The sequence below is a fragment of the Sphingomonas arabinosi genome (assembly GCF_036663715.1).
Taxonomy (GTDB): Bacteria; Pseudomonadota; Alphaproteobacteria; order Sphingomonadales; family Sphingomonadaceae; genus Sphingomonas.
Genome location: NZ_JAXOJN010000002.1, coordinates 244919 through 268827, shown reverse-complemented (window position 1 = coordinate 268827; position 23909 = coordinate 244919). Strand labels below are relative to the sequence as shown.

Annotated in this window: 16 protein-coding genes and 2 riboswitches; of the genes, 8 read left to right on the top strand and 8 right to left on the bottom strand. The window is 66.4% G+C overall.

Annotated elements, in window-relative coordinates:
- Nucleotide 1 precedes the first annotated feature (1 nt).
- Complete coding sequence (locus U1708_RS04160; RefSeq protein ID WP_332743040.1) at nucleotides 2-1981, top strand: PAS domain-containing hybrid sensor histidine kinase/response regulator family protein; 1980 nt, start codon at nucleotides 2-4, stop codon at nucleotides 1979-1981.
- A 45-nt stretch (nucleotides 1982-2026) separates the two neighbouring features.
- On the opposite strand, the gene U1708_RS04155 is transcribed toward U1708_RS04160, so the two are convergent.
- The 7 genes from U1708_RS04155 to U1708_RS04125 all read right to left on the bottom strand — a co-directional run bounded on the left by U1708_RS04155 (nucleotide 2027) and on the right by U1708_RS04125 (nucleotide 11663).
- On the bottom strand, nucleotides 2027-4435 hold the full coding sequence (locus U1708_RS04155; RefSeq protein ID WP_332743038.1) for a TonB-dependent receptor: 2409 nt from the start codon (nucleotides 4433-4435) through the stop codon (nucleotides 2027-2029).
- Between the two features lie 192 nt (nucleotides 4436-4627).
- Entirely contained in the window at nucleotides 4628-6037 is a 1410-nt protein-coding gene (locus U1708_RS04150; RefSeq protein ID WP_443029963.1) for a coniferyl aldehyde dehydrogenase, read from the bottom strand.
- Nucleotides 6038-6188: 151 nt separating this feature from the next.
- The gene (locus U1708_RS04145) at nucleotides 6189-6434 is read right to left on the bottom strand and encodes a hypothetical protein (RefSeq protein ID WP_332743035.1); all 246 of its coding nucleotides are present in this window, start codon (nucleotides 6432-6434) and stop codon (nucleotides 6189-6191) included.
- Between the two features lie 125 nt (nucleotides 6435-6559).
- Nucleotides 6560-7765, bottom strand: coding sequence for an acyl-CoA dehydrogenase family protein (locus tag U1708_RS04140; RefSeq protein WP_332743033.1), 1206 nt, complete (start codon nucleotides 7763-7765; stop codon nucleotides 6560-6562).
- A gap of 12 nt (nucleotides 7766-7777) precedes the next feature.
- Nucleotides 7778-8875 (bottom strand): acyl-CoA dehydrogenase family protein, encoded by a 1098-nt coding sequence (locus U1708_RS04135; protein WP_332743031.1) that lies wholly within the window; start codon nucleotides 8873-8875, stop codon nucleotides 7778-7780.
- A complete protein-coding gene (locus tag U1708_RS04130; RefSeq protein ID WP_332743029.1) occupies nucleotides 8872-10410 on the bottom strand; it encodes an acyl-CoA synthetase in 1539 nt (512 codons plus the stop codon). Before U1708_RS04130 ends, U1708_RS04135 begins: the two co-directional genes overlap by 4 nt.
- Nucleotides 10410-11663 carry an acetyl-CoA C-acetyltransferase gene (locus tag U1708_RS04125; RefSeq protein WP_332743027.1) on the bottom strand — a complete coding sequence of 418 codons (1254 nt, stop codon included), beginning with the start codon at nucleotides 11661-11663 and terminating at the stop codon, nucleotides 10410-10412. Before U1708_RS04125 ends, U1708_RS04130 begins: the two co-directional genes overlap by 1 nt.
- A 102-nt stretch (nucleotides 11664-11765) precedes the next feature.
- Here U1708_RS04125 and U1708_RS04120 point away from each other — a divergent pair, with 102 nt between their 5' ends.
- Nucleotides 11766-12338, top strand: coding sequence for a TetR/AcrR family transcriptional regulator (locus U1708_RS04120; RefSeq protein ID WP_332743025.1), 573 nt, complete (start codon nucleotides 11766-11768; stop codon nucleotides 12336-12338).
- A gap of 56 nt (nucleotides 12339-12394) precedes the next feature.
- The gene (locus tag U1708_RS04115; protein ID WP_332743023.1) at nucleotides 12395-14014 is read left to right on the top strand and encodes a choline dehydrogenase; all 1620 of its coding nucleotides are present in this window, start codon (nucleotides 12395-12397) and stop codon (nucleotides 14012-14014) included.
- A 368-nt stretch (nucleotides 14015-14382) separates the two neighbouring features.
- Here U1708_RS04115 and U1708_RS04110 read toward each other — a convergent pair whose 3' ends face one another.
- Complete coding sequence (locus tag U1708_RS04110) at nucleotides 14383-15162, bottom strand: SDR family NAD(P)-dependent oxidoreductase (RefSeq protein WP_332743021.1); 780 nt, start codon at nucleotides 15160-15162, stop codon at nucleotides 14383-14385.
- A gap of 104 nt (nucleotides 15163-15266) precedes the next feature.
- Between U1708_RS04110 and U1708_RS04105 the strand changes: the two genes are divergently transcribed.
- The 5 genes from U1708_RS04105 to cobW all read left to right on the top strand — a co-directional run bounded on the left by U1708_RS04105 (nucleotide 15267) and on the right by cobW (nucleotide 23906).
- A complete protein-coding gene (locus U1708_RS04105; protein ID WP_332743019.1) occupies nucleotides 15267-16637 on the top strand; it encodes a cytochrome P450 in 1371 nt (456 codons plus the stop codon).
- A 42-nt stretch (nucleotides 16638-16679) separates the two neighbouring features.
- On the top strand, nucleotides 16680-18755 hold the full coding sequence (locus tag U1708_RS04100) for a prolyl oligopeptidase family serine peptidase (protein ID WP_332743017.1): 2076 nt from the start codon (nucleotides 16680-16682) through the stop codon (nucleotides 18753-18755).
- Nucleotides 18752-20860, top strand: a complete 2109-nt coding sequence (locus tag U1708_RS04095) for a S9 family peptidase (RefSeq protein ID WP_332743015.1) — start codon at nucleotides 18752-18754, stop codon at nucleotides 20858-20860. The genes U1708_RS04100 and U1708_RS04095 overlap by 4 nt, the downstream gene beginning before the upstream one ends.
- A 73-nt stretch (nucleotides 20861-20933) precedes the next feature.
- A riboswitch (cobalamin riboswitch) is annotated at nucleotides 20934-21150 on the top strand.
- Nucleotides 21151-21332: 182 nt separating this feature from the next.
- Nucleotides 21333-22382 (top strand): HoxN/HupN/NixA family nickel/cobalt transporter, encoded by a 1050-nt coding sequence (locus U1708_RS04090; RefSeq protein ID WP_332743013.1) that lies wholly within the window; start codon nucleotides 21333-21335, stop codon nucleotides 22380-22382.
- A gap of 159 nt (nucleotides 22383-22541) precedes the next feature.
- A riboswitch (cobalamin riboswitch) is annotated at nucleotides 22542-22756 on the top strand.
- Between the two features lie 100 nt (nucleotides 22757-22856).
- A complete protein-coding gene (cobW, locus tag U1708_RS04085) occupies nucleotides 22857-23906 on the top strand; it encodes a cobalamin biosynthesis protein CobW (RefSeq protein WP_332743011.1) in 1050 nt (349 codons plus the stop codon).
- The last annotated feature ends 3 nt before the right edge of the window (nucleotides 23907-23909 follow it).

The window sequence follows — 23909 nt, the reverse complement described above, 5'->3', positions numbered from 1 at the left end:
CATGGACGATCGCGTCCTGATCCTTGCGCCGCGCGGGCGCGATGCGGCGATCGCGTCGGACTTGCTCGGCCGCAACGATATCGTTGCGTTCGTCTGTCGCGACCAGACCGAATTGGTGTTCGAGTTGAACAGGGGCGCCGCCGCTGTGATGCTGACCGAGGAAGCGTTGACCACCGAGGAGGTTGCGCCGCTTGCGGAATGGGTAGCGGCGCAACCCAATTGGGCCGATATCCAGTTCGTCGTGCTCGCCAACGGCACCCGGACACCGCGTACCGAGCGTGCGACGCAACGCCTCGCCGATCTTGGCAACGTCCTGCTGCTCGAACGGCCGCTGCATGCCGAGGCTATGCTGGGGGCGATCCGGTCTGCGATCACGGCACGACGTCGGCAGTATGAGTTGCGCGACGTCGCGGTAACGCTCGAACGCGCCGTGCTGGATCGGACCAGTGAACTGCGGACCGCTCGCGAAAGCCTCGAGATCGCACTCGAAGCCGCGGGCATGGGAAGCTGGGATATCGACTTGGCGACGGGGATCTCGCGTCGGACGCAGCGTCACGATGCGATCTATGGCTATCCCGAGGGGCGCTCGGAGTGGAGCCTGGAGACGTTCCTCAGCCATGTCGACGTCAAGCAGCGTGGCATGGTGACGCAGGCGATGACCGAGGCGACGAAGACCGGCGTGATCGACGTCGAGTACCGCATCGATGCTGCCGACGGCGAGTCGCGTTGGCTCGTCGCCAAGGGTCGGGTGCAGTATGACGATGCTGGCAAGGCCGCGCGAATGACCGGCGTCGTCTCGGACGTCACCGACCGCAAGGAAGCCGACGCGCAACTCGCGCAGGCGCAGAAGATGGACGCGATCGGGCAGCTGACCGGAGGCGTCGCGCATGATTTCAACAATTTGCTGACCCCGATCGTCGGCAGCCTCGATCTGTTGCGCAGGCGGCACAAGGACGACGAGCGCACGCAGCGAATGATCGGCGGCGCGTTGCAGGCGGCGGAGCGCGCCGCGACGTTGACGCAGCGATTGCTCGCCTTCGCCCGTCGACAGGCTCTGCAACCCCGCGCAGTCGATATCGGCGCATTGATCGACGGACTGGTCGACCTGATGCGGCGTTCGCTCGGACCCTCGATCGCAGTGACGATCGAAATCCCGCGTCATCTGTCGTCGGCACGCGTCGATCCCAATCAGCTCGAACTCGCGCTCCTCAACCTCGCGATCAACGCGCGCGACGCGATGCCCGGTGGTGGCAAGCTCACCCTGACGGTCAGCGAGATCGTCGTCGATGAGCGCAACGTCATCGGTCTTTCGCCGGACCGCTACGTCCGGATCGCGGCGATCGACACCGGCGTAGGCATGGACCGCGCGACGCTAGCACGTGCGACCGAGCCGTTCTTCTCCACAAAGGGCGTCGGCAAGGGCACCGGGCTGGGACTGTCGATGGTCCACGGCCTCGCTGCGCAATCGGGCGGCACGCTCCGCCTGACGAGCGAACCCGGTTCCGGCACGACGGTCGAGCTTTGGCTGCCGGCAACCGAGGAAGCGGCGGTCGATACCATCGAGAACACGGCCGAGCCCGTCACCGCGCGTCGTGCAGCCAAGGTGCTACTGGTCGACGACGAGGATCTCGTTCGTGCGGCAACCGCCGACATGCTGCGCGACATCGGCTATGTCGTGGTCGAAGTGTCCTCCGCCAGCCAGGCCCTGTCGGCGATCCGGTCTGGTGTCGATGCCGACGTGTTGGTCAGCGATTATCTCATGCCCGGCATGACCGGGGGGCAGTTGATCAGCGAATTATGGTCGGCAGGCAATCGTATCCCGGCCTTGCTCGTGACCGGCTATGCCGCGGCGGGCGAGGACGTCCCCGAAGGCGTCATCCGACTGTCGAAGCCGTTCCGCCAGACCGACCTTGCTGCGCGGGTCGACGAGCTGCTACGCCAGTCGCCACCCGGCCGTCCGAAGCTGCGCGCGGTCGAGTGATATCGGACCGGGCGAACGCTGCCCGGCCCGATACCCTTTCGGACTTTAGAAGCCCTTCTTCAGCGACACGAAGAACTGCCGTGGCGCGCCGGCCAGCAGGGTCTGGTTGTCGCCGCTCGCGGTAAAGCCGTTCGACCCGATCGTCGCGACGTACTTCTTGTTGGTCAGGTTGGTCACGTTGCCCTCGATCGCGACGCCGTGCAGCGCGCCTTCGCCATCGAACCGGTAACCGATGCTGGCATCGACCAGCACGCGGCTCGGCACCGACTGGTCGTTCAGGTAGGTGAAGTAGCGCTTGCTCATATAATCCGCGCCGACCCGGCCGGTGAAGCCAGACTGTTCGAGCACGATCTCGCCCTTAACCATGTGCTTGGGTGTGTCGACGACCGTGTCGCCCTTGCGGACCTGGACGGAGCCCGAGGCGTCCGTGACCGTGTCCTGATATTCCGCGTTGGTGTAGGAATAGCTCGCGAACAGCGAGAGCGGGCGGAACACGCGGTAGTTCGCCGAGACCTCGGCACCGTACGTCCGCACGCTGCCCGCGTTGTTGAGCGTCGGCGCATTGCCGAGGATGCCGACGCCGTTCGCGAACGCGAGCAGGCGGTTCGAGAAGTCGACGTAATACCCCACCGCCGACGCCTGGAACGGTCCGCTGTGAAGACGAACGCCGCCCTCCGCCGTCTTCGACCGCTCGGGCTTGAGGCGACCGCGGACGGCGTTGAAGCCGGCCTGTGTCGCAGCGAAAGGCCCGGTCGTCGCCGACGACACGAACGCCCGCATGTTCTCGGTATAGTCCGCGAACACTTCCGCCGCCGGGGTCAGCTTGAACAGGATGCCGGCCTGCGGCTGGAACCAGTCCTTCGCCGAGATACGACCGACCGAGAGCGGCGAGGTCGTATCGGGCAGCATCGTCGCGCTGTTGACGACATAGGCGCCCTTCCACCCGGCGTTGACGATCAGCCGGTCATTGATGAGCTTGAGCGTATCCTCGACATGATACTGCATCGTGTCGGTGCCGTATTTGCCGTCCCACTGCGTCGCGTAGGAATTCTTCTGGAACTTCAGCACGTCGCGGTTGGGCTCGGCGCTGTCGGTCATCCCGTAGAAACGCCGTGCCTGCGTGAAGGTATTGGTTTCCAGCCAGCCACCGATCTCGAAGGTATTCGCACCCGTCTCATAGGCGATGTTGCTGAGCGCCCCGCCGCGCTTGATGCTGTATTCGGTCGTCCGGAAGCCTAGCGGGCTCGGCGCGGTGATCGCGCTGCCGTCCTGGTTCAGCGCACCGACGGGGGTCGGCGAATAGGGCGTGATCCACGACCCTTGCCCCTTGTTGTCGTGATAATAACCGGTCGTGGTCATCGTCAGTTCGGGCGTCAGGTTCGCGTCCAGCGTGAAGCCGCCAAGATAATCGCGCCGGACGCCACCTGCGTCAAAGTACGCGTCGTCGACAGTGCCGAACCCGGTCGGGAAGGTCGTGCCGGTGCCCGCCCAAGGCGCGACGAACCCGACCGACGAGCCGTTGTTCGCGCGCGTGTACGTGCCGAGCGCCGCCTGGTTCTGGTAGGTTTTCGCGATCTGCAGCGCGAGCGGGTAATTGCCGGCGATGTTGTCGTTGTGCAGGCCACGGCGGCGGATGATATCGTAGCTGAGATCCTGATAATCCTGCTCGCGCCGATCGGAGAAGTTCACGAACGCCGACAAGCTGCCGAAGCTGCCCAGATCCTTGACGATCTTGCCGTTCGCCTGATGCTGGCGCTGGACGCCGTCGCCCTTCCACTTGTCGGTGGTGAGGTAGCCGTAGCTCAGATAGCCCTTCAGCCCGCCGCCGAGATTGCCGCTGTCGAGCCGGGCATAGCCGCGGTACGTGTTGTCGGACCCATAGGTGCCGCCGCCGGTGACGTTCGCGGTATCACGCGGCTTGTCGCTGAAGAACTGGATCGTGCCGCCGAGATTGCTGGTCGAGGCGGTGCCGAGCGCGCCCGCGCCCTGCGCGACTTCGGTGCGGGCGACGTTCTCGGAGATGATCGCGCGGCTGATGTGCAGACCGTTGACGTTGCCATAGCTCATGTCGCCGAGCGGCACGCCGTCGAGCGTGAAGCCAAGCTGGTTCTGGTTGAACCCGCGCAGCGAGATGCGGACCGCCCATTCATACGCGCCGAACGGGTCGGACGCCTGGAAATTGACACCGGGGAGCTTCTGGATCGCCTTCAAAGGACTGGAGCCAGGCGTGAGACGCGCAAGATCGACCGCGCTGACGCTCTGCACCTGGCGGCTCTGGCCGAACCCGAGCACGACGATGTCGGCCGACGTCTCGGGTCCGGGATCGGCCTGGACCTCGGCCGGCGCGGCTACCGGAGTTTCCGGCCCGGACGCGAGCGCCGCCTGAGCAAAAGCGGCAGGCGTGGCGAGCGCCGCGAGTGCGACACCGGCGAAGAGCGACGATATGGTCTGCATGATGTCCCCTGAAGCGCGACGGCGCTCAGCGGCCCATTGCCGATCCCCGTGACGCGTCCGCGACAGATCGAAGACGATTCCGCGACCACGGCGTTATTGTTACGGCAGTGACCCAGTCTCCCTCGCCCTCCGGGAACAGGGAAGGGGCCCGCGGTTACTCAGCCGTGAGCAGGGTGAGGGCACGCTTGAGGATCACCCCCGCATCATCCGCGCGATCGTCTTCGCCGCCGCCGCACCATAAGGCGGCTTCAACCCCGCCAGCTTGGCGACGTCCAACTTCGACTGCTTGTAGACCGCCCGCGCATGGCTGAACGTGCGGAAGCCGTCGATCCCGTGATACGCGCCCATCCCAGACGGCCCGCTGCCGCCGAACGGAAGGTCCTCCATCGAGACATGAAAGATCACGTCGTCGAGCGTCACGCCGCCCGAGATGGTCCGGTCCATCACGCGGCGGCGTTCGGCCTCGTCACTGCCGAAATAATACAGCGCGAGCGGACGGTCGCGGCGGTTCACCTGCGCGATCGCATCGTCGATCCCGTCATAACGGCGGATCGGCAGGATGGGACCGAAGATCTCCTCCTGCATAACGATCATGTCATCGGTCGCGTCGCGAACGATGTGCAGCGGCATCTTTCGCGAGTTCACGCTGGCGAAATCCTCGTTAGCTGGGTTCACGACCTCGACCGTCCCGCCCTTCGCGTGGGCGTCGGCGATCCAATCGGTGAGGCGCTGGTGGTGGCGATCGTTGATCACCGAGGTGTAGTCGGCGTTCGCGAGTAGCGTCGGGTACATTGCGCTGGCCGCCGCCTTGATGCCGTCGACCACCTTCGCCTCGTCGGCCGACGGCACCAGCATGTAGTCGGGCGCGAGGCAGATCTGCCCCGCGTTCATCATCTTGCCGAGTGTCACGCGCTCGGTCACGCGCGCGATATCCGCCGATGCGCCGAGGATGACCGGCGACTTGCCGCCGAGTTCGAGCGTGACGGGGGTGAGGTTGTCGGCGGCGGCGTGGAGGATGTGGCGGCCGATCGCAGTCGCGCCAGTGAAGATCAGATGGTCGAACGGGAGGGAAGAGAACGCCTTGCCGACCTCCGCATCGCCGGAGACGATCGCGAGTTCGTCCTGCGCGAAATATTTGGGGGCGATCTCCTCGAACAGCGCCGCGGTCGCGGGCGTGTATTCGCTCGTCTTCGCCATCGCGCGGTTGCCGGCCGCGAACACGCCGGCGAGCGGCGCGATCAGCAGGTTCACGGGGAAATTCCAGGGCGCGATGATGCCGATCACGCCCTTGGGCTGATATTCGACCCACGCCTTCGCGCCGAGCAGGCCGAGCGGGAACTGCACTGCGCGGCGCTCGCGTTTCATCCAGCGGTCGAGATGCTTGGCGGCATGCGCGATCGGCGCGAGCGACGCGCCGATATCGGTCATCATCGTCTGCTCGCGGCTACGATGCCCGAAATCCTCCGACACCGCGTCGCAGAACCGCGCCGCGTTATCCCGCACCATCGCCGCCGCGCGCTTGAGCCGGTCGAGGCGGACCGTCTTCGTGATGGGGAGTTCTGCCATGAATGCTTCGCGCTGCGCGGTAAGGATGGTCTGCATGTCGGTCATTCGTAAATCCTTGGCAGATCGATACTCGACTGAAGCAATTTATAGTCTCGGACCGACGGGCATCGGCGAAACACGTGACAGCGACGCCTGGCCCGCAAAACACGAACTTCGATCGCGAGCCTGCGTTCCTGGAACAAGCCGATTATACGTCCAAGGTGGGTCGGATCGCATTCCATGCGGCCCAGACATCATCCTGGTCTATATCGTCGTAACCGCGTTCTTCGACGATGTCCGCCGCCACATCTCGCGGCAGCGCTACGGATACGGCATTATCCCGGACAGCTAAAACCTCGGCTTCCGTGAGAGGCTCGTTCTTCGTACGCTCGCGGTCGAGTAAAATTGTCACCAGCGCCGGAATGGGCACGATCACGAGATCTTCGTCACTCATTCGAGCACTCTCATCCCTTCGTTTGCCGACCGCAATTTGAAACTTGCTGACGGCAGATACGCCAGGTCAACCTCATGCTTCAGCGCTGCACCGGAACATGCACCGACCATGCACCGACCATGCTCTCACGCCCCCACGGGCAAATCCCGGAACGCCAAATCCTTGTCGACACGGATTTCGCCGGGGAGGCCGAGCACGCGTTCGGCGATGATGTTCTTGAGGATTTCGTCGGTGCCGCCGGCGATCCGCAACCCTGGCGCCCACATCGTCGCGGCGTGGAAGGCGCCCTTCAGCGGGGTTAGCGCAGGGTCGGCGATGATCCCGTATTGATCGCCCGCCTCGACCGCGGTGTTACCGATCGCCTGCAACTGGTTGGCGGCGACGATCTTGCCGATCGAGCTTTCGGGGCCGGGCACCTGGCCCTTCGACAACGCGGTGATCGTCCGCATCCGGGTGTTGCGCAGGCCCTCCGATTGCACCCACCAGTCGGCGAGCGTCTGGCGGAACGCGGCGTCCTTCAGCAGCGGGCCGTCTGCGCCGTTGGCTTGCGCGGCGAAGGCAAGGATGTCCTCGGGGCCGACCCCGCCGCTCGTGCCGATCGCGAGGCGTTCGTTCATCAGCGTGAACAGCGCGACCTTCCAGCCGCCGTCTACGGGTCCGAGGCGCTGCGCGTCGGATATCCGGACGTCCTCGAACCAGACTTCGTTGAAGCTCGATCCGCCGGACATCTGGTGGATCGGGCGGATCTCGATCCCCGGCGCCTTCAGGTCGAGCCAGAACATCGTCAGGCCCTGGTGCTTGGGCACGTCGGGGTTGGTGCGGACCAGGACGATGCCGTAGTCGCTGTAATGCGCGCCCGAAGTCCAGACCTTCTGGCCGTTGATCACCCAGTCGTCGCCGTCACGGACGGCGCGCGTGCGGATCGCGGCGACGTCCGAGCCACCGGCGGGTTCGGAGAAGAGCTGCGACCAGATCTCGTCGCCGCGCACCGCGGGGCCGACGAAGCGGTGCTTGGTCGCGTCGTCGGCATAGGCCATCACGGTCGGCACGCACATGCCGAGCCCGATCGTGAAATAGCTGCCGTCGACCGCGTGTTTCGCCTCTTCCTGGCCGAAGATGACGCTTTCGATCGGGGTGCCGCCGCCGCCTCCCCATTCCTGCGGCCAGGTGATGCACGCGTAGCCGCCAGCCGCCTTGAGCGCCTGCCACGCCTTCGCCTTGGTCATGTCGTCGGGGTAATGGCCGGCGTCGTGCTCGGCGATGTTCGCGTCGAGCCACGCGCGTGCGGCGGCGCGATACGTGGCTTCGGCGTCGCTGTCCTTGAAGTCCATGGTCTGCTCCGATCAGGCGGCATTGCGCATTTCGAGTTGGCCGACGAGGCGTTCGCGCCACGCGGCGGGGCTGCCGGCGACGAGCGCGAGCTGGCGCGAGCGGCGGTAATAGAGGTGGCAGTCCGACTCCCAGGTGAAGCCCATTCCGCCATGCGTCTGGATGTTTTCCTTCGACGCGAACCAATAGGCGTCGGACGCGGCGACGCGCGCGGTGGCGGCGGCAAGGGGGAGTTCGGCGGCGCCCGCGTTCAGCGCCCACGCGCCGTAATAGGCGTTCGAGCGCGCGAGTTCGTTCTTGACGTACATGTCGGCGAGTTTGTGCTTGATCGCCTGATAGCCGCCGATCTGCCGGCCGAACGCGTAGCGATCGAGTGCATAGCCCTTGGCCATATCGAGGCAGCGATCCGCACCGCCGAGCTGCTCGAACGCTAGGAGGACGGCGGCGCGGTCGAACACCGCCTGCATCGCGGCGATGCCATCGTCGGTGCCGAGCCTTTCGCAAGGCGCGTCGGTGAAGATGAGGCGGGCGGCGCTGCGTGTCGGGTCGAGGGTTTCGAGGACTTCCGCGGTGACGCCTGCGCCCTTCTCGACGAGGTAGAGGCCGTCGCGGGCTAAGACGACGATCAGGTCGGCGACGTCGCCGTCGGTGACGGGGATCTTCTCGCCGGTAAGCTTGCCACCGGAGACGGTGGTGCGGATCGAGCGGGCGGTGACCGGGCCGGCGCCTTCCGACGTGGCGAATGCACCGATGACGTCGCCCGCCGCGATCCTCGGCAGCCATCGGACTTTCTGGGTGTCGGTACCGTACAGCATCAAGGCTTCGGCGACGAAATAGACGGTCGAGGCAAACGGGATCGGTGCGCAGGCTCGCCCGAGTTCCTCGGCAATCGCGCAGAGTTCGATATGGCCGAGGCCCAGTCCGCCGAACTCTTCGGGGATCGCCGCACCGAGCCAGCCTTGTGCGCCGACGGCTTTCCACAGGTCCGCGTCATACGCTTTGGCGGGATCGTCGAGCACCGCGCGGACGCGGTCGCTGCCGCACTGCGCCGCCAGGAACTTGCGGGCTTCGTCCTTGAGGAATTTCTGGTCGTCGGAATAATCGAAGTTCATGCGGACTCCTTCGAATGCGCCCAATATTCGTCGCGGAGCAGGCGCTTGTAGAGCTTGCCCGTCTCGTGCCGCGGCAGCGTGTCGCGGAAGTCGATCCGGCGCGGCGCTTTGACGTGGCTGAGGTTGGCACGGGCGAACGCGCTGAGTTCGGCGGCGAGTTGCGCGCGGTCTTCGGACGGATCGGCGGGACAGACGATCGCGACGACGTGTTCGCCCATCTCGTCGTCCGGCGCGCCGATCACCGCGACGTCGGCGACCTTCGGATGCGTGACGAGCAAATTCTCGATCTCGGCGGGGTAGATGTTCACGCCGCCTGAGATGATCATGAAGCTCTTGCGGTCGGTGAGGTAGAGATAGCCCTCCTCGTCGAGCCAACCGACATCGCCGAGCGTCGTCCAGCCGTGTGCGTTGGCGGCCTCCGCGGTCTTGGCGGGATCGTTGTGATATTCGAACGCGCCGCCGCCTGCGAAATAGACGTCGCCTTCGGCGCGGGCGGGGAGGGCGTTGCCGTCTTCATCGCAGATCATCGTCTGCGCGGTCAGGTTGCGGCCGACCGAGCCCTGGTGCGTCAGCCATTCCGCGCTGGAGATCGCGCAGAACCCGTTGCCTTCGGTGCCGGCGTAATATTCGCCGATGATCGGCCCCCACCAGTCGATCATCGCCTGCTTGACCGGGATCGGGCAGGGCGCCGCCGCGTGCCACACCGCTTTCAGCGACGACACGTCGTAACGCGCGCGGACTTCGGGCAGGAGTTTGAGCAGGCGGATAAAGTGCGTCGGCACCCATTGCGCGTGCGTGACATGGAACCGCTCGATCGCGGCGAGCGCGGCTTCGGGGTCGAAATGCTCCATCACGACGACGGTCCCGCCGACCTGCTGCACCGCCATCGACCAGCGCAAAGGCGCGGCGTGGTAGAGCGGCGCGGGCGAGAGATAGACCATCTCGGGCGTGAACTCGTACAGCCCCTTGCCGAGCATCACGAGCGGCGAGACGTTGGTGCCAAACGGCTCGTCCGACAGCGCGTGCTTGACGCCCTTTGGCTTGCCGGTGGTGCCCGACGAATAGAGCAGGATGCCGCCGGGCGACGGATCGGCGATCGGCGTGGCCGGCTTCGCGTCGCGCGCGGCTTCGTACGCCGCGTACCCGTCGATCGCGCCGTCGACGACGTACCGCCGGACGTCGTCGAGCATCGGTACCAGCGCGGCGGCGACCTCTGCGCATCCCTTGCTCACGATCAGCACACGGCAATCGCCGTCGCGGATGATGTACGCCGCTTCGCTAGCGGTCAATTTCGACGACAGGCAGGTGCAATAGACGCCGGTGCGCTCGGCCGCCCACATCACCTCCAGATAGCGCGGCGAATTGTCCATCAGCACCGCGATGCCGTCGCCACGCTTCAGCCCGAGCGAGCGCAATAGATGCGCGCCCTGGTTCGCGCGCGCATCCAGGTCGCGATACGTCACCGTCTCGCCCGTCGCCGCCATGATATAGGCGGGCTTGTCGGGGGTCGTCAGCGCGTGCGCGACGGGGTGCATCAGACGCGCTCGATGATGATCGCCGGGGCCATCCCGCCGCCCGCGCACATCGTCACGAGCCCGCGTTTCAGGTCGCGGCGTTCGAGTTCGTCGAGGATCGTGCCGATCAGGATCGCCCCGGTCGCGCCGATCGGATGGCCGAGCGCGATCGAGCCGCCATTGACGTTCACCTTGTCGCGGTCGAGCTTCAGGTCGCGGATGAACTTCTCGGCGACCACCGCGAACGCCTCGTTGATCTCCCACAGGTCGATGTCGTCGACCGTCAGCCCCGCCTTCGCCAGAACCTTTCGCGCGGCGGGGACGGGGGCGTTGAGCATCAGCGTCGGGTCGTCGCCCATGTTCGCCATCGCGACGATCCGCGCGCGGGGTTTGAGCCCGTGCTTGGCGGCATAGTCGGCGCTCGCGAGCAGCACCGCGGCGGCGCCGTCGACCACGCCCGACGAATTGCCGGCGTGATGGACGTGCTTGATATCGACGTCTGGATAACGCCGGTTGATCTGCTTGCGATAGGTCGTGCCCTTGTCGTCGAGCGGTATGTCGGCAATCCCGGCGAACGACGGACGCAGCGCGGCGAGACCCTCGGCGGTCGTATCGGGACGCGGATATTCGTCCTTTTCTAGCACCAGCGCGCCGGTCGCGTCGGTGACAGGGACCAAGCTGCGATCGAACCGCCCTTCGGCGATCGCCACCGCGGCACGCCGCTGGCTCTCGAGCCCCAGCGCTTCGAGCGTCTCGCGGTCGATCCCCTCGATGCTGGCGATCGCATCGGCGCAGATGCCCTGGTTCGACTGCGGATGCGCCGCGTCGAGCCGGGCGTTGCCCGAGCCGATCCCGAGCGGCCGCTTCCCCGCCGCCATGTCGTCCTGCATCATTGTCGTGGTCAGCGACATCATCTCGGTCCCGCCGGCGATGACGAGGTCTTCCATCCCGCTCATGATCTGTGCCGCCGCGAAGTTCACCGCCGTGATCCCGCCACCGCAGAACCGATCGAGCGTCGTCCCGCTCGCCTTGACGTCATAGCCCGCGTCGAGCGCCGCCATCCGCCCGAGATCGCCGCTCTGCTCGCCACGCTGGGTCGAGGTCGACCAGATGATGTCGTCGACATCGGCGGTATCGAGCTTGTTTCGCTCGGCAATTGCCTTGAGAACGGTCGCGGCGAGATGTTGGGGGTGCATGTGCGCGAGCGCGCCCTTGCCCGTCTTGCCGATCCCGCGCGGGGTACGGACGGCATCGATGATCAAAGCCTCGGCCACACTCTCTCTCCTGTTACACCCGCCGCTTTGGTGCGGTCGTGGTGCCTGATGCCGGATTGCGTCCGGCTTCGTTCCGACGTAACATTCGTTATGGAGAGTGGCTTGTCAAGCACGGTATCGGTTGAAAACGACGTTGCACCCCGCGCGGATCTGGCGCCGCGCGATTGGCTCGATATCGGGCAGGCGCTGCTCAAGAGCGGGGGTCTTCGCGCGCTGAAGCTTCGCAGCTTGGCGCAGGCGGCGGGGGCGTCGACCGGCAGTTTCTATCATCATTTCAAGGATTTTGACGGCTATCACGCCGCGCTCGCATCGTATTTCGCGGAGGCGCAGATCGATCCGTTGCTGGCGTCGCTGGCTGCGTCGGACCTCGCGCCGGTCGAGCGGATCCGCGCGTTCGCCGAGCATGTCCGCGATCACGACATGTCGCAACTGGCACTGGCGATGCGTGCCTGGGCGAAGAGCGACGCGCGGGCGGCGGCGGCAATCCGCGAGCATGACGACAAGGTAATGGCGTTCTTGGTGGGGCAACTGACCGCGCACGGGTTCGACCCCGTCGAGGCGGGCATTCGCGGCTATGCACTGCTCGCGGTGGGCCTGAGCGAGGTGCATCCGGTCGAGGGGCTCGATCGCGCCGTGCTGCGCAACGGCTTGCTCACGCTGCTGTGCGAGCGCTAGCGTATCGCGGTGATGCGACTCCGTAAAAAGCGGAGCGTTATGAGGAGGATGCGGGCATGCAGACGTATGACTATGTGATCATCGGCGCTGGCTCGGCGGGCTGCGTGCTGGCCGCGCGGCTGACCGAGGACCCCGACGTGTCGGTGCTGCTGCTCGAGGCGGGCGGGCGCAACGGCGGCGTGCTGGTGCGGATGCCCGCAGGCGTCGGCGAGCTGATCAAGAGCAAGAACCCAAGCAACTGGGGCTTCTCGACCGAGCCCGAGCCGCATCTCGACAACCGCCGGCTGTGGTGGCCGCGCGGCAAGGGGCTGGGCGGCAGTTCGTCGATCAACGGCATGATCTACACGCGGGGGCATCCGCAGGATTACAACGAGTGGCGCCAGATGGGCTTGCCGGGTTGGTCGTTCGAGGACGTGCTGCCGTATTTCAAGCGGCTCGAAGGGCATCATCGCGGCGAGTGCGAGCTGCACGGTGGCGGCGGTCCGCTGACGATCTCGGGCGGCGAGTCCGACAGTCCGTTCTACGACGCGCTGGTCGAAGCGGGGCGGCAGGCGGGCTATCCGGTCACCGACGATTTCAACGGCGCGAGCCAGGAGGGCTTTGGCCGGTACGACCTGACCGTGGCGGACGGCAAGCGCTGGAGCACCGCGGCGGCGTATCTGCGACCGATCCTGTCGCGGCGGAACCTTACCTGTATTACCGGCGCGCGGACAACGCGGATCCGGATCGACCAGCGGCGCGCGACCGGTGTGGACTATGTGCTCGACAAGGGCGCGCGGGCGGAGTCGGTGACCGCGGCGCGCGAAGTGCTGTTGTGCGCGGGGGCGGTACAGTCGCCGCAGATCCTCCAGCTGTCGGGGATCGGCGATCCGGACCGGCTGACCGCGGCGGGGGTGGGCGTCGTCCATGCGCTGCCCGGCGTCGGCGAGAACCTCCAGGATCATCTCGACGTCGTGATGAACTGGAAATCGCGCGGACTGCGCACCGGATACGCGATGACCAAGGGCGTGGGGATGATCGGCGTCGGGCTCAATTACCTGTTGCGCGGCAAGGGGGCGGGGCGGCAGCAATTCCTGGAGGCGGGCGCGTTCGTGTCATCGCGCGAGGGGCTGTCGCGGCCGGACGTGCAGATCCATGCGGTGCTCGCGATCATGCAGGACCATGGGAAGGTGAAGGCGACCGAGGACGGCTTCACGCTGCATCTGTGCCAGTTGCGGCCGGAGAGTCGCGGGCGGATCGGGTTGCGCTCGGCCGATCCGTTTGCCGATCCGGTGATCGTCGCGAACTACCTCGCTACCGCGGAGGATCGGCGGGTGATGCGCGCGTGTGTCGGCATCGGTCGCGATGTCGCGCGGCAGGCTGCGCTCGATCCGTACCGGGCGGGTGAGTTGTCGCCGGGCGAGGGTGTGCGGACCGACGACGAGATCGATGCTTGGGTGCGGCGGACGGCGGAGACGATCTATCACCCGGTCGGCACGTGCAAGATGGGCACGGCTGACGACACCATGGCGGTGGTCGACGCGACGCTCGCGGTGCGTGGGTTGGAGGGACTGCGGGTGGTGGACGCATCGGTGATGCCGACGCTGATCGGCTCGAACACCAACGCGCCGACGATCATGATCGCAGAAAAGGCGGCGGACATGATCAAGGGGCGGCAATTGGCGCGGGCGGCATGAGGATGACGCGGCGAACTGCCACCACCTTGGCGACCTAGACCCACCACCCCGGCGAAGGCCGGGGCCCAGCTGGAAAGGTGGCAATAACGGAGCGCGGTCCTTCGATAGCACCGTTCCCCAACTGGGCCCCGGCCTTCACCCGGGTGGCAGTTGGACGCGTCAACATTCGAGGCGTTATCGAGTGATTTCCTCCCCCTGAAAGGGAGGGGGCGGGGGTGGGTCGGCTTCCGTATTAACGGACGCCGGCGGCACAAACGAACCGACCCACCCCCAGCCCCTCCCTTTCAGGGAGGGGAGAAAGGATCAGTGCCTCCCTCCGAGGGCGATCAGCTTGGTACCCGATCCGTCCCAAAAAGTCGGCCGTCAACTCACCGAGGCGCCATCCGGATCGCGCCATCCAGCCGCACATCCTCCCCATTGAAATACCCGCATTCGATCATCGTAAGCGCCAGCGCCGCAAACTCCTCCGGCCGCCCGAGCCGCTTGGGAAACGGCACCGACGCCGCCAGCGCCTCGCGGACCGGCTGCGGTGCCGCCGCGAGCAACGGCGTGTCGAAGATCCCCGGCAGGATCGTATTCACCCGTATCCCCTCGCTCATCAGGTCCCGCGCGATCGGCAGGGTCATCCCGACCACCCCCGCCTTCGACGCGGAATAGGCGGCTTGCCCCATCTGGCCATCCTCCGCCGCCGCGCTCGCGGTGTTGACGATCGCCCCGCGCTCGCCGTCCTCACCGGGCTCCAAAGTCAGCATCCCCGCCGCCGACTTGGCGAGACAGCGGAACGTGCCGACCAGATTGATCTGGATGATCCGGTCGAACGCATCGAGCGGGAAATGCTTGATCGACCCGTCCTGCTTGGATCGCCCCGCGGTCTTCGCCGCGTTTCCCGTGCCCGCGCAATTGACCAGGATCCGCTCCTGGCCGTGCGCGGCGCGCGCCGCGGCGAACCCCGCATCGACGCTATCGTCCGACGTCACGTCGACCTTGCAGAACACCCCGCCGATCTCCGCGGCGAGCGCTTCGCCCTTGTCCGCCTGCAGATCGAAGATCGCCACCTTCGCGCCCTTGGCGGCCAGCGCGCGCGCGGTCGCCGCGCCCAATCCCGACGCGCCGCCGGTCACCACGGCAGCACTGTTTGCAAGGTCCATGCATCTCTCCTGTCAAAGCCCCGGGATCCCCGCCCCGGTTGCAGAACATTAGTTATGCCGGTATTCGGGACTTGCCAAGCCGGCATGTCGCTGAGGATCCGCCGATGAGCCACGCCATGTTGCAGAACGCCAGTCCGCACTGGCTCCCGCGTCAGCGAAAGGGTGCGCTCGATCACATCCCGGGCAATTACGGCCTACCGTTCGTCGGCAACACCTTCAAACTGCTCGCCGATCCGATCGCGTTCTCCGAGACCATGTCGGCGCGGTACGGCCCGGTGTATCGCAATCGCGCGCTCGGCGGCACCGGCGTGAACCTGCTCGGGCCCGATGCGAACGAACTGGTGCTGTTCGACCGCGACAAGATATTCTCGTCCGAACAGGGCTGGGGGCCGGTGCTCAACCTGCTGTTCCCGCGCGGCCTGATGCTGATGGATTTCGACAAGCATCGCGCCGACCGGAAGACCCTGTCGGTCGCCTTCAAGCCTGAGCCGATGCGGCATTATGCGACCGAACTCGATACCGGGATCGAAGCGGCAATCGGTGGCTGGGCCGGGCAGACCTTGCGCTTCTACGACGTGGTGAAAAAGCTCACGCTCGATCTCGCCGCGACCAGCTTCCTCGGCGTGCCGCTCGGCGCGGAGGCGGACCGGATCAACCAGGCGTTCGTCGACGAGGTGCAGGCGAGCGTTTCGCCGATCCGCAAGCCTTGGCCCGGCACGCAGATGCGCAAGGGGGTCAGCGCCCGCGCCTACCTGATAGATTTCTTCGAGCGCGAAATCCCCGCGCGACGCACCGGGAACGGCCAGGATTTCTTCTCGCAATTCTGCCGCGCAACCGACGACGATGGCGCGCCGCTGACCGCGCTGGCGATCGCCGACCACATGAACTTCCTGATGATGGCGGCGCACGACACGATCACGTCCTCTGCGACCAGCCTGGTCATGCTGCTCGCGCGCAACCCCGAGTGGCAGGAGCGGCTGCGCGAGGAAGTCGCCGCGCTCGACCCGGCCATGCCGCTCACCGAGCAGCTCGATCGCCTGATCCTTACCGAATATGCGTTCAAGGAATCGCTTCGGATGATGCCACCCGTCCCGTCGATCCCCCGGCGCGCGCTGAAAGATTTCAGTTTCGGCGGGTATGATATCCCGGCAGGCACGAACGTCGGCGTCGGTATCACCTACACGCACCGTATGGCCGAGCACTGGCCCGATCCCGACCGCTTCGACCCGCTCCGCTTCACGCCAGAGGCATCGAAGGGTCGCCATCGGTTCGCCTGGGTCCCGTTTGGCGGCGGCGCGCACATGTGCATCGGGCTGCATTTCGCGACGATGCAGATGCGACTGCTGATCGCGCACCTGCTCAAACGCTACCGGATCGAGGCGGCGGCCGGCAGCGGGGATGCTTGGCAGGTGTTCCCGATCCCACGCCCGAAGGATGGCCTGCCCGTCACGTTCGTACCGCTTGCTTCCCCGTAACAATCCGTCATCCTCGCGCGGTTCATTCGAAGGAGCCGTTCGTTGCGCTTGACCCTAGCTCTACTCTTGCTCGCGGCGACGCCGGCCTTTGCCCAGCAGCAGCCGATCGCGCCACTACCGGACGGTCCGACCCGCAGCTTCACCGGCAGCGACCTGTTCGGCCTGACGATCGCGGCGGACCCGCAGATCAGTCCGGACGGCAAGACGATCGTCTATGTCCGCCGCACCGGTGACGTAATGACCGACAGGATGCAGTCGTCGCTCTGGCTGATCGACGTCGCGAGTGGTCGCCAGACCCCGTTCGCCACCGACGGCAGCAGCCCGCGCTGGTCGCCCGACGGGGCAAGGATCGCCTATGCCGCGCGCGACGGCGAAGGATCGCAGCTGTTCGTCCGCTGGATCGGCGGTGCGCAGAGCGCGCGCGTGACAAGTTTTCCGGGCGATCCGCAGGCACTCGCCTGGTCGCCGGACGGCACGAAGCTTGCGTATATCGCGACGGTGGCGGGCGAGGGGACCAAGCTCGGCACGCAGCCGCCCAAGCCCGAGGGCGCGAAATGGGCCGAGCCGCTGACGATCATCGACCGCGTCAACTACCGCAACGACGGGCCGGGCTACGTAAAGCCGGGCTACGACCATCTGTTCGTGGTCGGCGCGGACGGCGGGGCGGCTCGGCAGCTTACCTACGGCAAGTTCGACGACGGCGGCCCGTTGTCGTGGACACCCGATGGCCGCAGCATCGTGTTCGCGGCGATCCGCGGGCCCGCCGCCGATCGCCAGGTTATGAACTCCGACGTGATTGCGGTCGATGCGATGAGCGGCACGATGCGGACGTTGACGACGCGCGACGGTCCCGATGCGCAGCCGCGCGTGTCGCCGGACGGCTCGAAGATCGCGTGGCTCGGCTTCGACGACAAGCGCCGTAGCTACGAGAACACGCAACTCTATGTCGGCGACCGCGACGCCGCCTCGCCGCGCTCGCTCACCGCCACGCTCGACCGCGCGATCGACGATGCGGTGTGGGCCGCCGACGGCCGCAGCCTGTATGCGAGCTATGACGATCACGGCCAGCGCCGCGTTGCCCGCGTCGGTGTCGACGGCCGCGTCACGCCGCTGATCGACAATGTCGCGGGCGGCGGGCTCGACCGGCCCTATACCGGCGGCGAGTTCTCGGTCTCGAAGGGCGGGACGATCGCCTATACCGGTGGCGATGCGAGCGCACCTGCCGACGTCTGGGTGCTGGCGGGCGGCAAGCCGCGCCGGCTGACGACACTCAACGCGGTGCTGACCGGATCGAAGGCGCTCGCTTCGGTGCGCAAGATCGCCGTGACCGCGCCCGACGGTCGGCCGATCGACGCATGGCTCGCTACCCCGCCGGGACGCGTAGCGGGGCAGCGCGTGCCGCTGATCCTCGAAATCCACGGTGGGCCGAACGCCGCGTACGGACCCGGTTTCGCGACCGACATGCAGCTTTACGCCGCAGCCGGCTACGCGGTGCTGTGGACCAACCCGCGCGGCTCGACCTCCTATGGCGCCGAGTTCGCGAACCTGATCGACAAGACCTATCCGGCCGCGGATTACGACGACCTGATCGCCTCGGTCGACGCGGCGATCGCGGAGGGCACGGCCGATCCCGACAATCTGTTCGTGACCGGCGGCTCGGGCGGGGGGCTGCTGACCGCGTGGATCGTCGGCAAGACCGACCGGTTCAAGGCCGCGGCGACGCAGAAGCCGGTGATCAACTGGATCAGCGAGGCGCTGACGATGGACAACACGCTGTTCACCTCGCGCTACTGGTTCACCAAGCTGCCGTGGGAGGATCCGATGAGCTATTGGAACCGCTCGCCGCTGAGTATCGTCGGCAACGTCAAGACGCCGACGCTGGTGGTGGTCGGGGGCGACGATTACCGGACGCCGGTGAGCGAATCCGAGCAATATTACGCGGCGCTCCAGATCCGCGGCGTGCCGACCGCGCTGGTGAAGGTGCCGGGCGCGAGCCACGGTGGCCTTGCCGCAAGACCGTCGCAATCCGCAGCGAAGGCATCGGCGATCATCGCCTGGTTCGATCGATATCGGAAGCCGGCGCTAGCGACGGCACCGGCGCAGGGAGCAGCACAATGACGATACGGCACATGATGCTGGCCGGCGTGGCGCTGGTCTCGACGGCGGCGGTGGCGCAGGTCCAGCCGCCGCGCGTGGCGAAGAAGCCGTTCCAGGTGACCTCGCCCAACGGCGCGCGCGAGGACGATTATTACTGGCTGCGCGACGACACGCGGAAGAACCCGGAGATGCTCGCCTATCTCGCCGCGGAGAACGCGTATGCCGATGCGCAACTCGCCGCGCTGAAGCCGCTTCAGGCCAAGCTCTACGAGGAGACCGTCGCGCACATCAAGCAGGACGACAGCTCGGTCCCGTATGCGAAGAACGGCTATTATTACGGTTCGCGGTTCCAGACCGGTGCCGACTACCCGATCCTCGAGCGCCGCAAGGGCAGCCGCACCGCGCCTGCCGAAACGCTGTTCGACGAGCCGGCGATGGCGAAAGGTCACAGCTTCTTCGCGCTCAGCGACTGGGCGGTAAGCGCCGACAACGCCCGCGTCGCCTGGGCCGAAGATACCGTCGGCCGCCGCCAATATGTCCTCAAGGTGAAGGACCTTACGACCGGCGCGACGATCGCCGACACGCTCTCGAACATCGAGCCGAACGTCGTCTGGGCCGACGACAACAAGACCATCCTCTATGTCGAGAAGGACCCGGTCACGCTCCGGGGCTACCGCGTGAAGGCACACGTCCTCGGCACCCCCGTCGCCAGCGATCGGCTGTTGTACGAGGAGAAGGACGATACTTATTCGATGGAGGTCTCGCGCACGTCCGACGACAAGTTTATCTGCATCGGCGTCGGCAGCACGGTCAGCGACGAGCAACGCTGCGCCCCCGCCGCCGCGCCGACCAGCTTCACGATCGTAGCGCCAAGGGCGCGCGAGTTCCGCTACGGCGCGGACCACATCGGCAACCGCTGGATCATCCGCACCAACAAGGACGCGAAGAACTACAAGCTCGTCACCGTCGCCGATGCCGACTTAGCCAAGGGAACGACGGCATGGCGCGACCTCACGCCCGCCAGCGACACCGTCTTCATCGAGGGCTTCAAGCCGTTCGACGGTTTCGTCGCGATCGACCAGCGCGAGGGCGGCAACCGCATGATCCGCGTGCTCAACGATGCGGGCAAGTCGACCGCGGTGACCGCCGACGAGCGCGCCTATCGCATGTCGCTCGACGTCAACGAGGAAATCGTAACACCGTGGGTCCGCTACACCTATGGCTCGCTCGTGACGCCGACGACGACCTACGAGGTTAACGCGAAAACCGGCGAGCGCCGCGTGCTGAAGGTCGCGCCGGTGCCGGGCTACGACCCCGCAAAATACGTCACCGAACGCGTCTGGGCACCCGCGCGAGACGGTACGCGGATCCCCGTATCGCTGGTCTATGCCAAGGGCACCAAGCGCGACGGCACCGCACCGCTCTTCCAATACGCCTATGGCAGCTACGGCATCTCGAGCGACCCCGCCGTCGACCCGGGCCGCATAGGCCTGCTCGATCGCGGCGTGGTCTACGCGATCGCGCATATCCGTGGCGGGCAGGAGATGGGGCGCGGCTGGTATGACGACGGCCATCTGCTCAACAAGAAGAACAGCTTCACCGACTTTATCGACGTCACGCGGTATCTCGTCGCGCAGAAATACGCCGCGAGGGACCGCGTCGCGGCGATGGGCGGCAGCGCGGGCGGATTGCTGATGGGCGGCGTCGCGAACATGGCGCCGCAGGATTACAAGCTGATCATCGCGCAGGTGCCGTTCGTCGATGTCGTGACAACGATGCTCGACGCGTCGATCCCGCTGACGACATTCGAGTACGACGAATGGGGTAACCCCGCGCAGAAGGCGTCGTACGACTACATGCTGAGCTATTCGCCGTACGACAACGTCAAAGCCAGGGCGTATCCGGCGCTCTACGTCGGCACCGGGCTATGGGACAGCCAGGTGCAATATTACGAGCCGACCAAATGGGTTGCCAAGTTGCGCGAACTGAAGACCGACACCAACCCGCTGCTGTTCCGCGTCAACATGGAGGCGGGGCATGGCGGCAAGTCCGGCCGGTTCGAGCGCTATCGCCAGAATTCGGAATGGCAGGCGTTCATGCTGCAACAGCTCGGCCTCGCGAAATAGCACGCCCGTTGGCACGCCCGTTGGCACATGGGCGAAAGCAGGGTACCGATCGCGCGGGATGCGGCTTCCAGCCGTTTCCCGTGATCGCGTCGGTGCCCGGAAGGGCTTGATTGGGAATGCGGTGCGGACGGTTCGCCGTCCTATGCCGCGGCTGTCCCTGCAACTGTAAGCGGCGAGCGAGACGCACGAGCCCTCTGCGCGAGGGCAGCCACTGGGCCGCAAAGCCTGGGAAGGCGTGCATCGAGCAACGACCCGCGAGCCAGGAGACCTGCCGGCGTCTGGTCGCTCTTGTCCCGGTCCAGGGGGTGGCCGAGGCACGGTGAACGCCGCCTGCGTGACACTGGCTGAGCGACGACCATGTGGCGGGGGCCGCATCGGCGTCGTGCGTCGGCCGCTCATGGCGTCCGGTCGTCGTATGTCCCGGCCGTTCGCGGCAGGCCCCGGTCCTCGTCGGACGCTGCGGGGTTTGTGCATGACGACTTCAACACTCGAGAGATCGGCGCGGGTTTCGACCCGCAAGCGCGTCGGCTGGCTGTTCGCAGGCCTGGTCGCGGCCAATATCGCCGCCTGGGGCTGGGCATTCTCGCTGTTCCACGCGCAACCGCTCATGCTCGGCACGGCCTTGCTGGCTTGGGGATTGGGCCTGCGCCACGCAGTCGATGCGGACCACATCGCCGCGATCGACAACGTCACGCGGAAACTCATGCAGGACGGCCAGCGCCCGATCGCCGTCGGCTTCTGGTTCGCGATCGGCCATTCCGGGATCGTGCTGATCGCCGCCGTCGCGATCGCGCTGACCGCCAGCGCGCTGTCGCAGTTCGAGGCGTTCAAGCAGGTCGGCGGCGTGGTCGCGACGATGATCTCCGCGCTGTTCCTGTTCACCATCGCCGCCATGAACCTGATCATCCTGCGCTCGGTCTGGCGCACCTTCGGCCACGTCCGCGGCGGCGGCACCTATGTCGAGGAGGATCTCGACCTGCTGCTCGGCAGTCGCGGCCTGCTCGCGCGGCTGTTTCGCCCGATGTTCCGGCTGGTGACCCGAAGCTGGCATATGGCCCCGCTCGGCTTCCTGTTCGGCCTCGGCTTCGACACCGCCACGGAGGTCGCGATCCTCGGCCTTTCCGCGAGCCAGGCCGCCGACGGTCTCTCGATCGGCACCGTGCTCGTCCTCCCCGTGCTGTTCGCGACCGGCATGGCGTTGGTCGACACAGCGGACGGCGTCGTCATGCTCGGCGCGTACGAATGGGCGTTCGTGAAGCCGATCCGCAAGCTCTATTACAACATCACTATCACGCTGATCTCCGCGATCGTCGCGATCGCGATCGGCGGCATCGAGATGCTGGCGCTGCTCGGCGCAAAGCTCGGCCTGACCGGTGGCATCTGGGATCTGGCAGCCGCGCTCGGCGAGAACTTCAACGGCCTCGGCTTCGCGATCATCGGCCTGTTCGTCCTCTGCTGGGTCCTGAGCTTCGCGATCTACCGCTGGAAACGCTTCGACGAGATCGAAGTGAGACACGGGTAATAGGCTCCTTCGTCATCCCGGGCTCGACCCGGGACCCAGAGCCAAGCACCGAATCGTGCGTGGCTCTGGGTCCTGACTTTCGTCAGGATGACGGAGGTGGAGTGCATTGGCACGCCCCCGGAATTCCTCTAACCCCATCGTCGAGGCTCGGTTTCACCGAACCTCACAGATCGCGCCGGTGCCCGGAAGGGCTTGAATGGGAATGCGGTGCGGGAGGATATCCTCCCAATGCCGCGGCTGTCCCTGCAACTGTAAGCGGTGAGCGAGACGCACACGCCCTTCGTTGCGGAGGGCAGCCACTGGGGAAACCTGGGAAGGCGTACGTCGAGCCTCGACCCGCGAGCCAGGAGACCTGCCAGCGCAATGGTCGCTCTTGCTACGATCCAGGGGATGGTCGCGGCACGGTACTCCGTCTGAGCGACGAACGCGTGCGGCCGTCCGGTCGTGCGCGCGTGTGCTTGCAGGAGAATACCAATGCCCGATCTTTCCCACAATCTGGCCAAGGTCCCCGTCACCATCGTCACCGGCTTTCTCGGTGCCGGCAAGACGACGCTCATCAGCCACCTGATCCGCAACGCGAACGGCCGCCGCCTCGCGGTCGTCGTCAACGAATTCGGCACGCTCGGCATCGACGGCGACATTCTCAAGGGCTGCGCGATCCCCGATTGCCCCGCCGAAAACGTCGTCGAGCTGGCTAATGGCTGCATCTGCTGCACCGTCGCCGACGACTTCATCCCGACCGTCGAAACGCTGCTTGCACTCGACCCGCGCCCCGATCACATCCTGATCGAGACCTCCGGCCTAGCGCTGCCCAAGCCGCTGCTCAAGGCATTCGACTGGCCCGCGATCCGCTCGCGCATCACCGTCGACGGCGTCATCGCACTCGCCGATGCCGAAGCGGTGGCCGCCGGTCGCTTCGCCCCCGACGTGGCCGCGCTCGACGCCCAGCGCGCCGCCGACCCCAGCGTCGACCACGAGACGCCGCTTTCGGAAGTGTTCGAGGACCAGCTCGCCTGCGCAGATCTCGTACTCCTGACCAAGGTCGACCTCGCCGGCCCCGAGGGCGTCGCCAAGGCGCGCGCGGTGATCGCCGCAGAGTCCGCACGGCCGCTCCCGGTCATCGACCTGACCGACGGCATCATCGATCCGCGCGTGATCCTCGGTCTCAACGCCGCAGCCGAAGACGACATCGCCAGCCGCCCCTCGCACCACGACGGCGAGGACGACCACGAGCATGACGATTTCGACAGCGTCGTCGTCGAGCTCGGGGAAATCGCCGACCCCGCCGACCTGACCGCGAAGATCGAGGCGCTCGCCCGCAGTGCCGACATCCTCCGCGTGAAGGGTTACGCGGCGGTCACCGGCAAACCGATGCGCCTGCTCGTCCAGGCAGTCGGCGCCCGCGTCCGCACGCAATACGATCGCCCATGGCGCGCAGGCGAACAGCGCCGCACGCAGCTCGTGGTCATCGCCGAGCACGACCGCATCGACGAGGCCCGCATCAAGGCCGCTTTGAACGGCTGACCC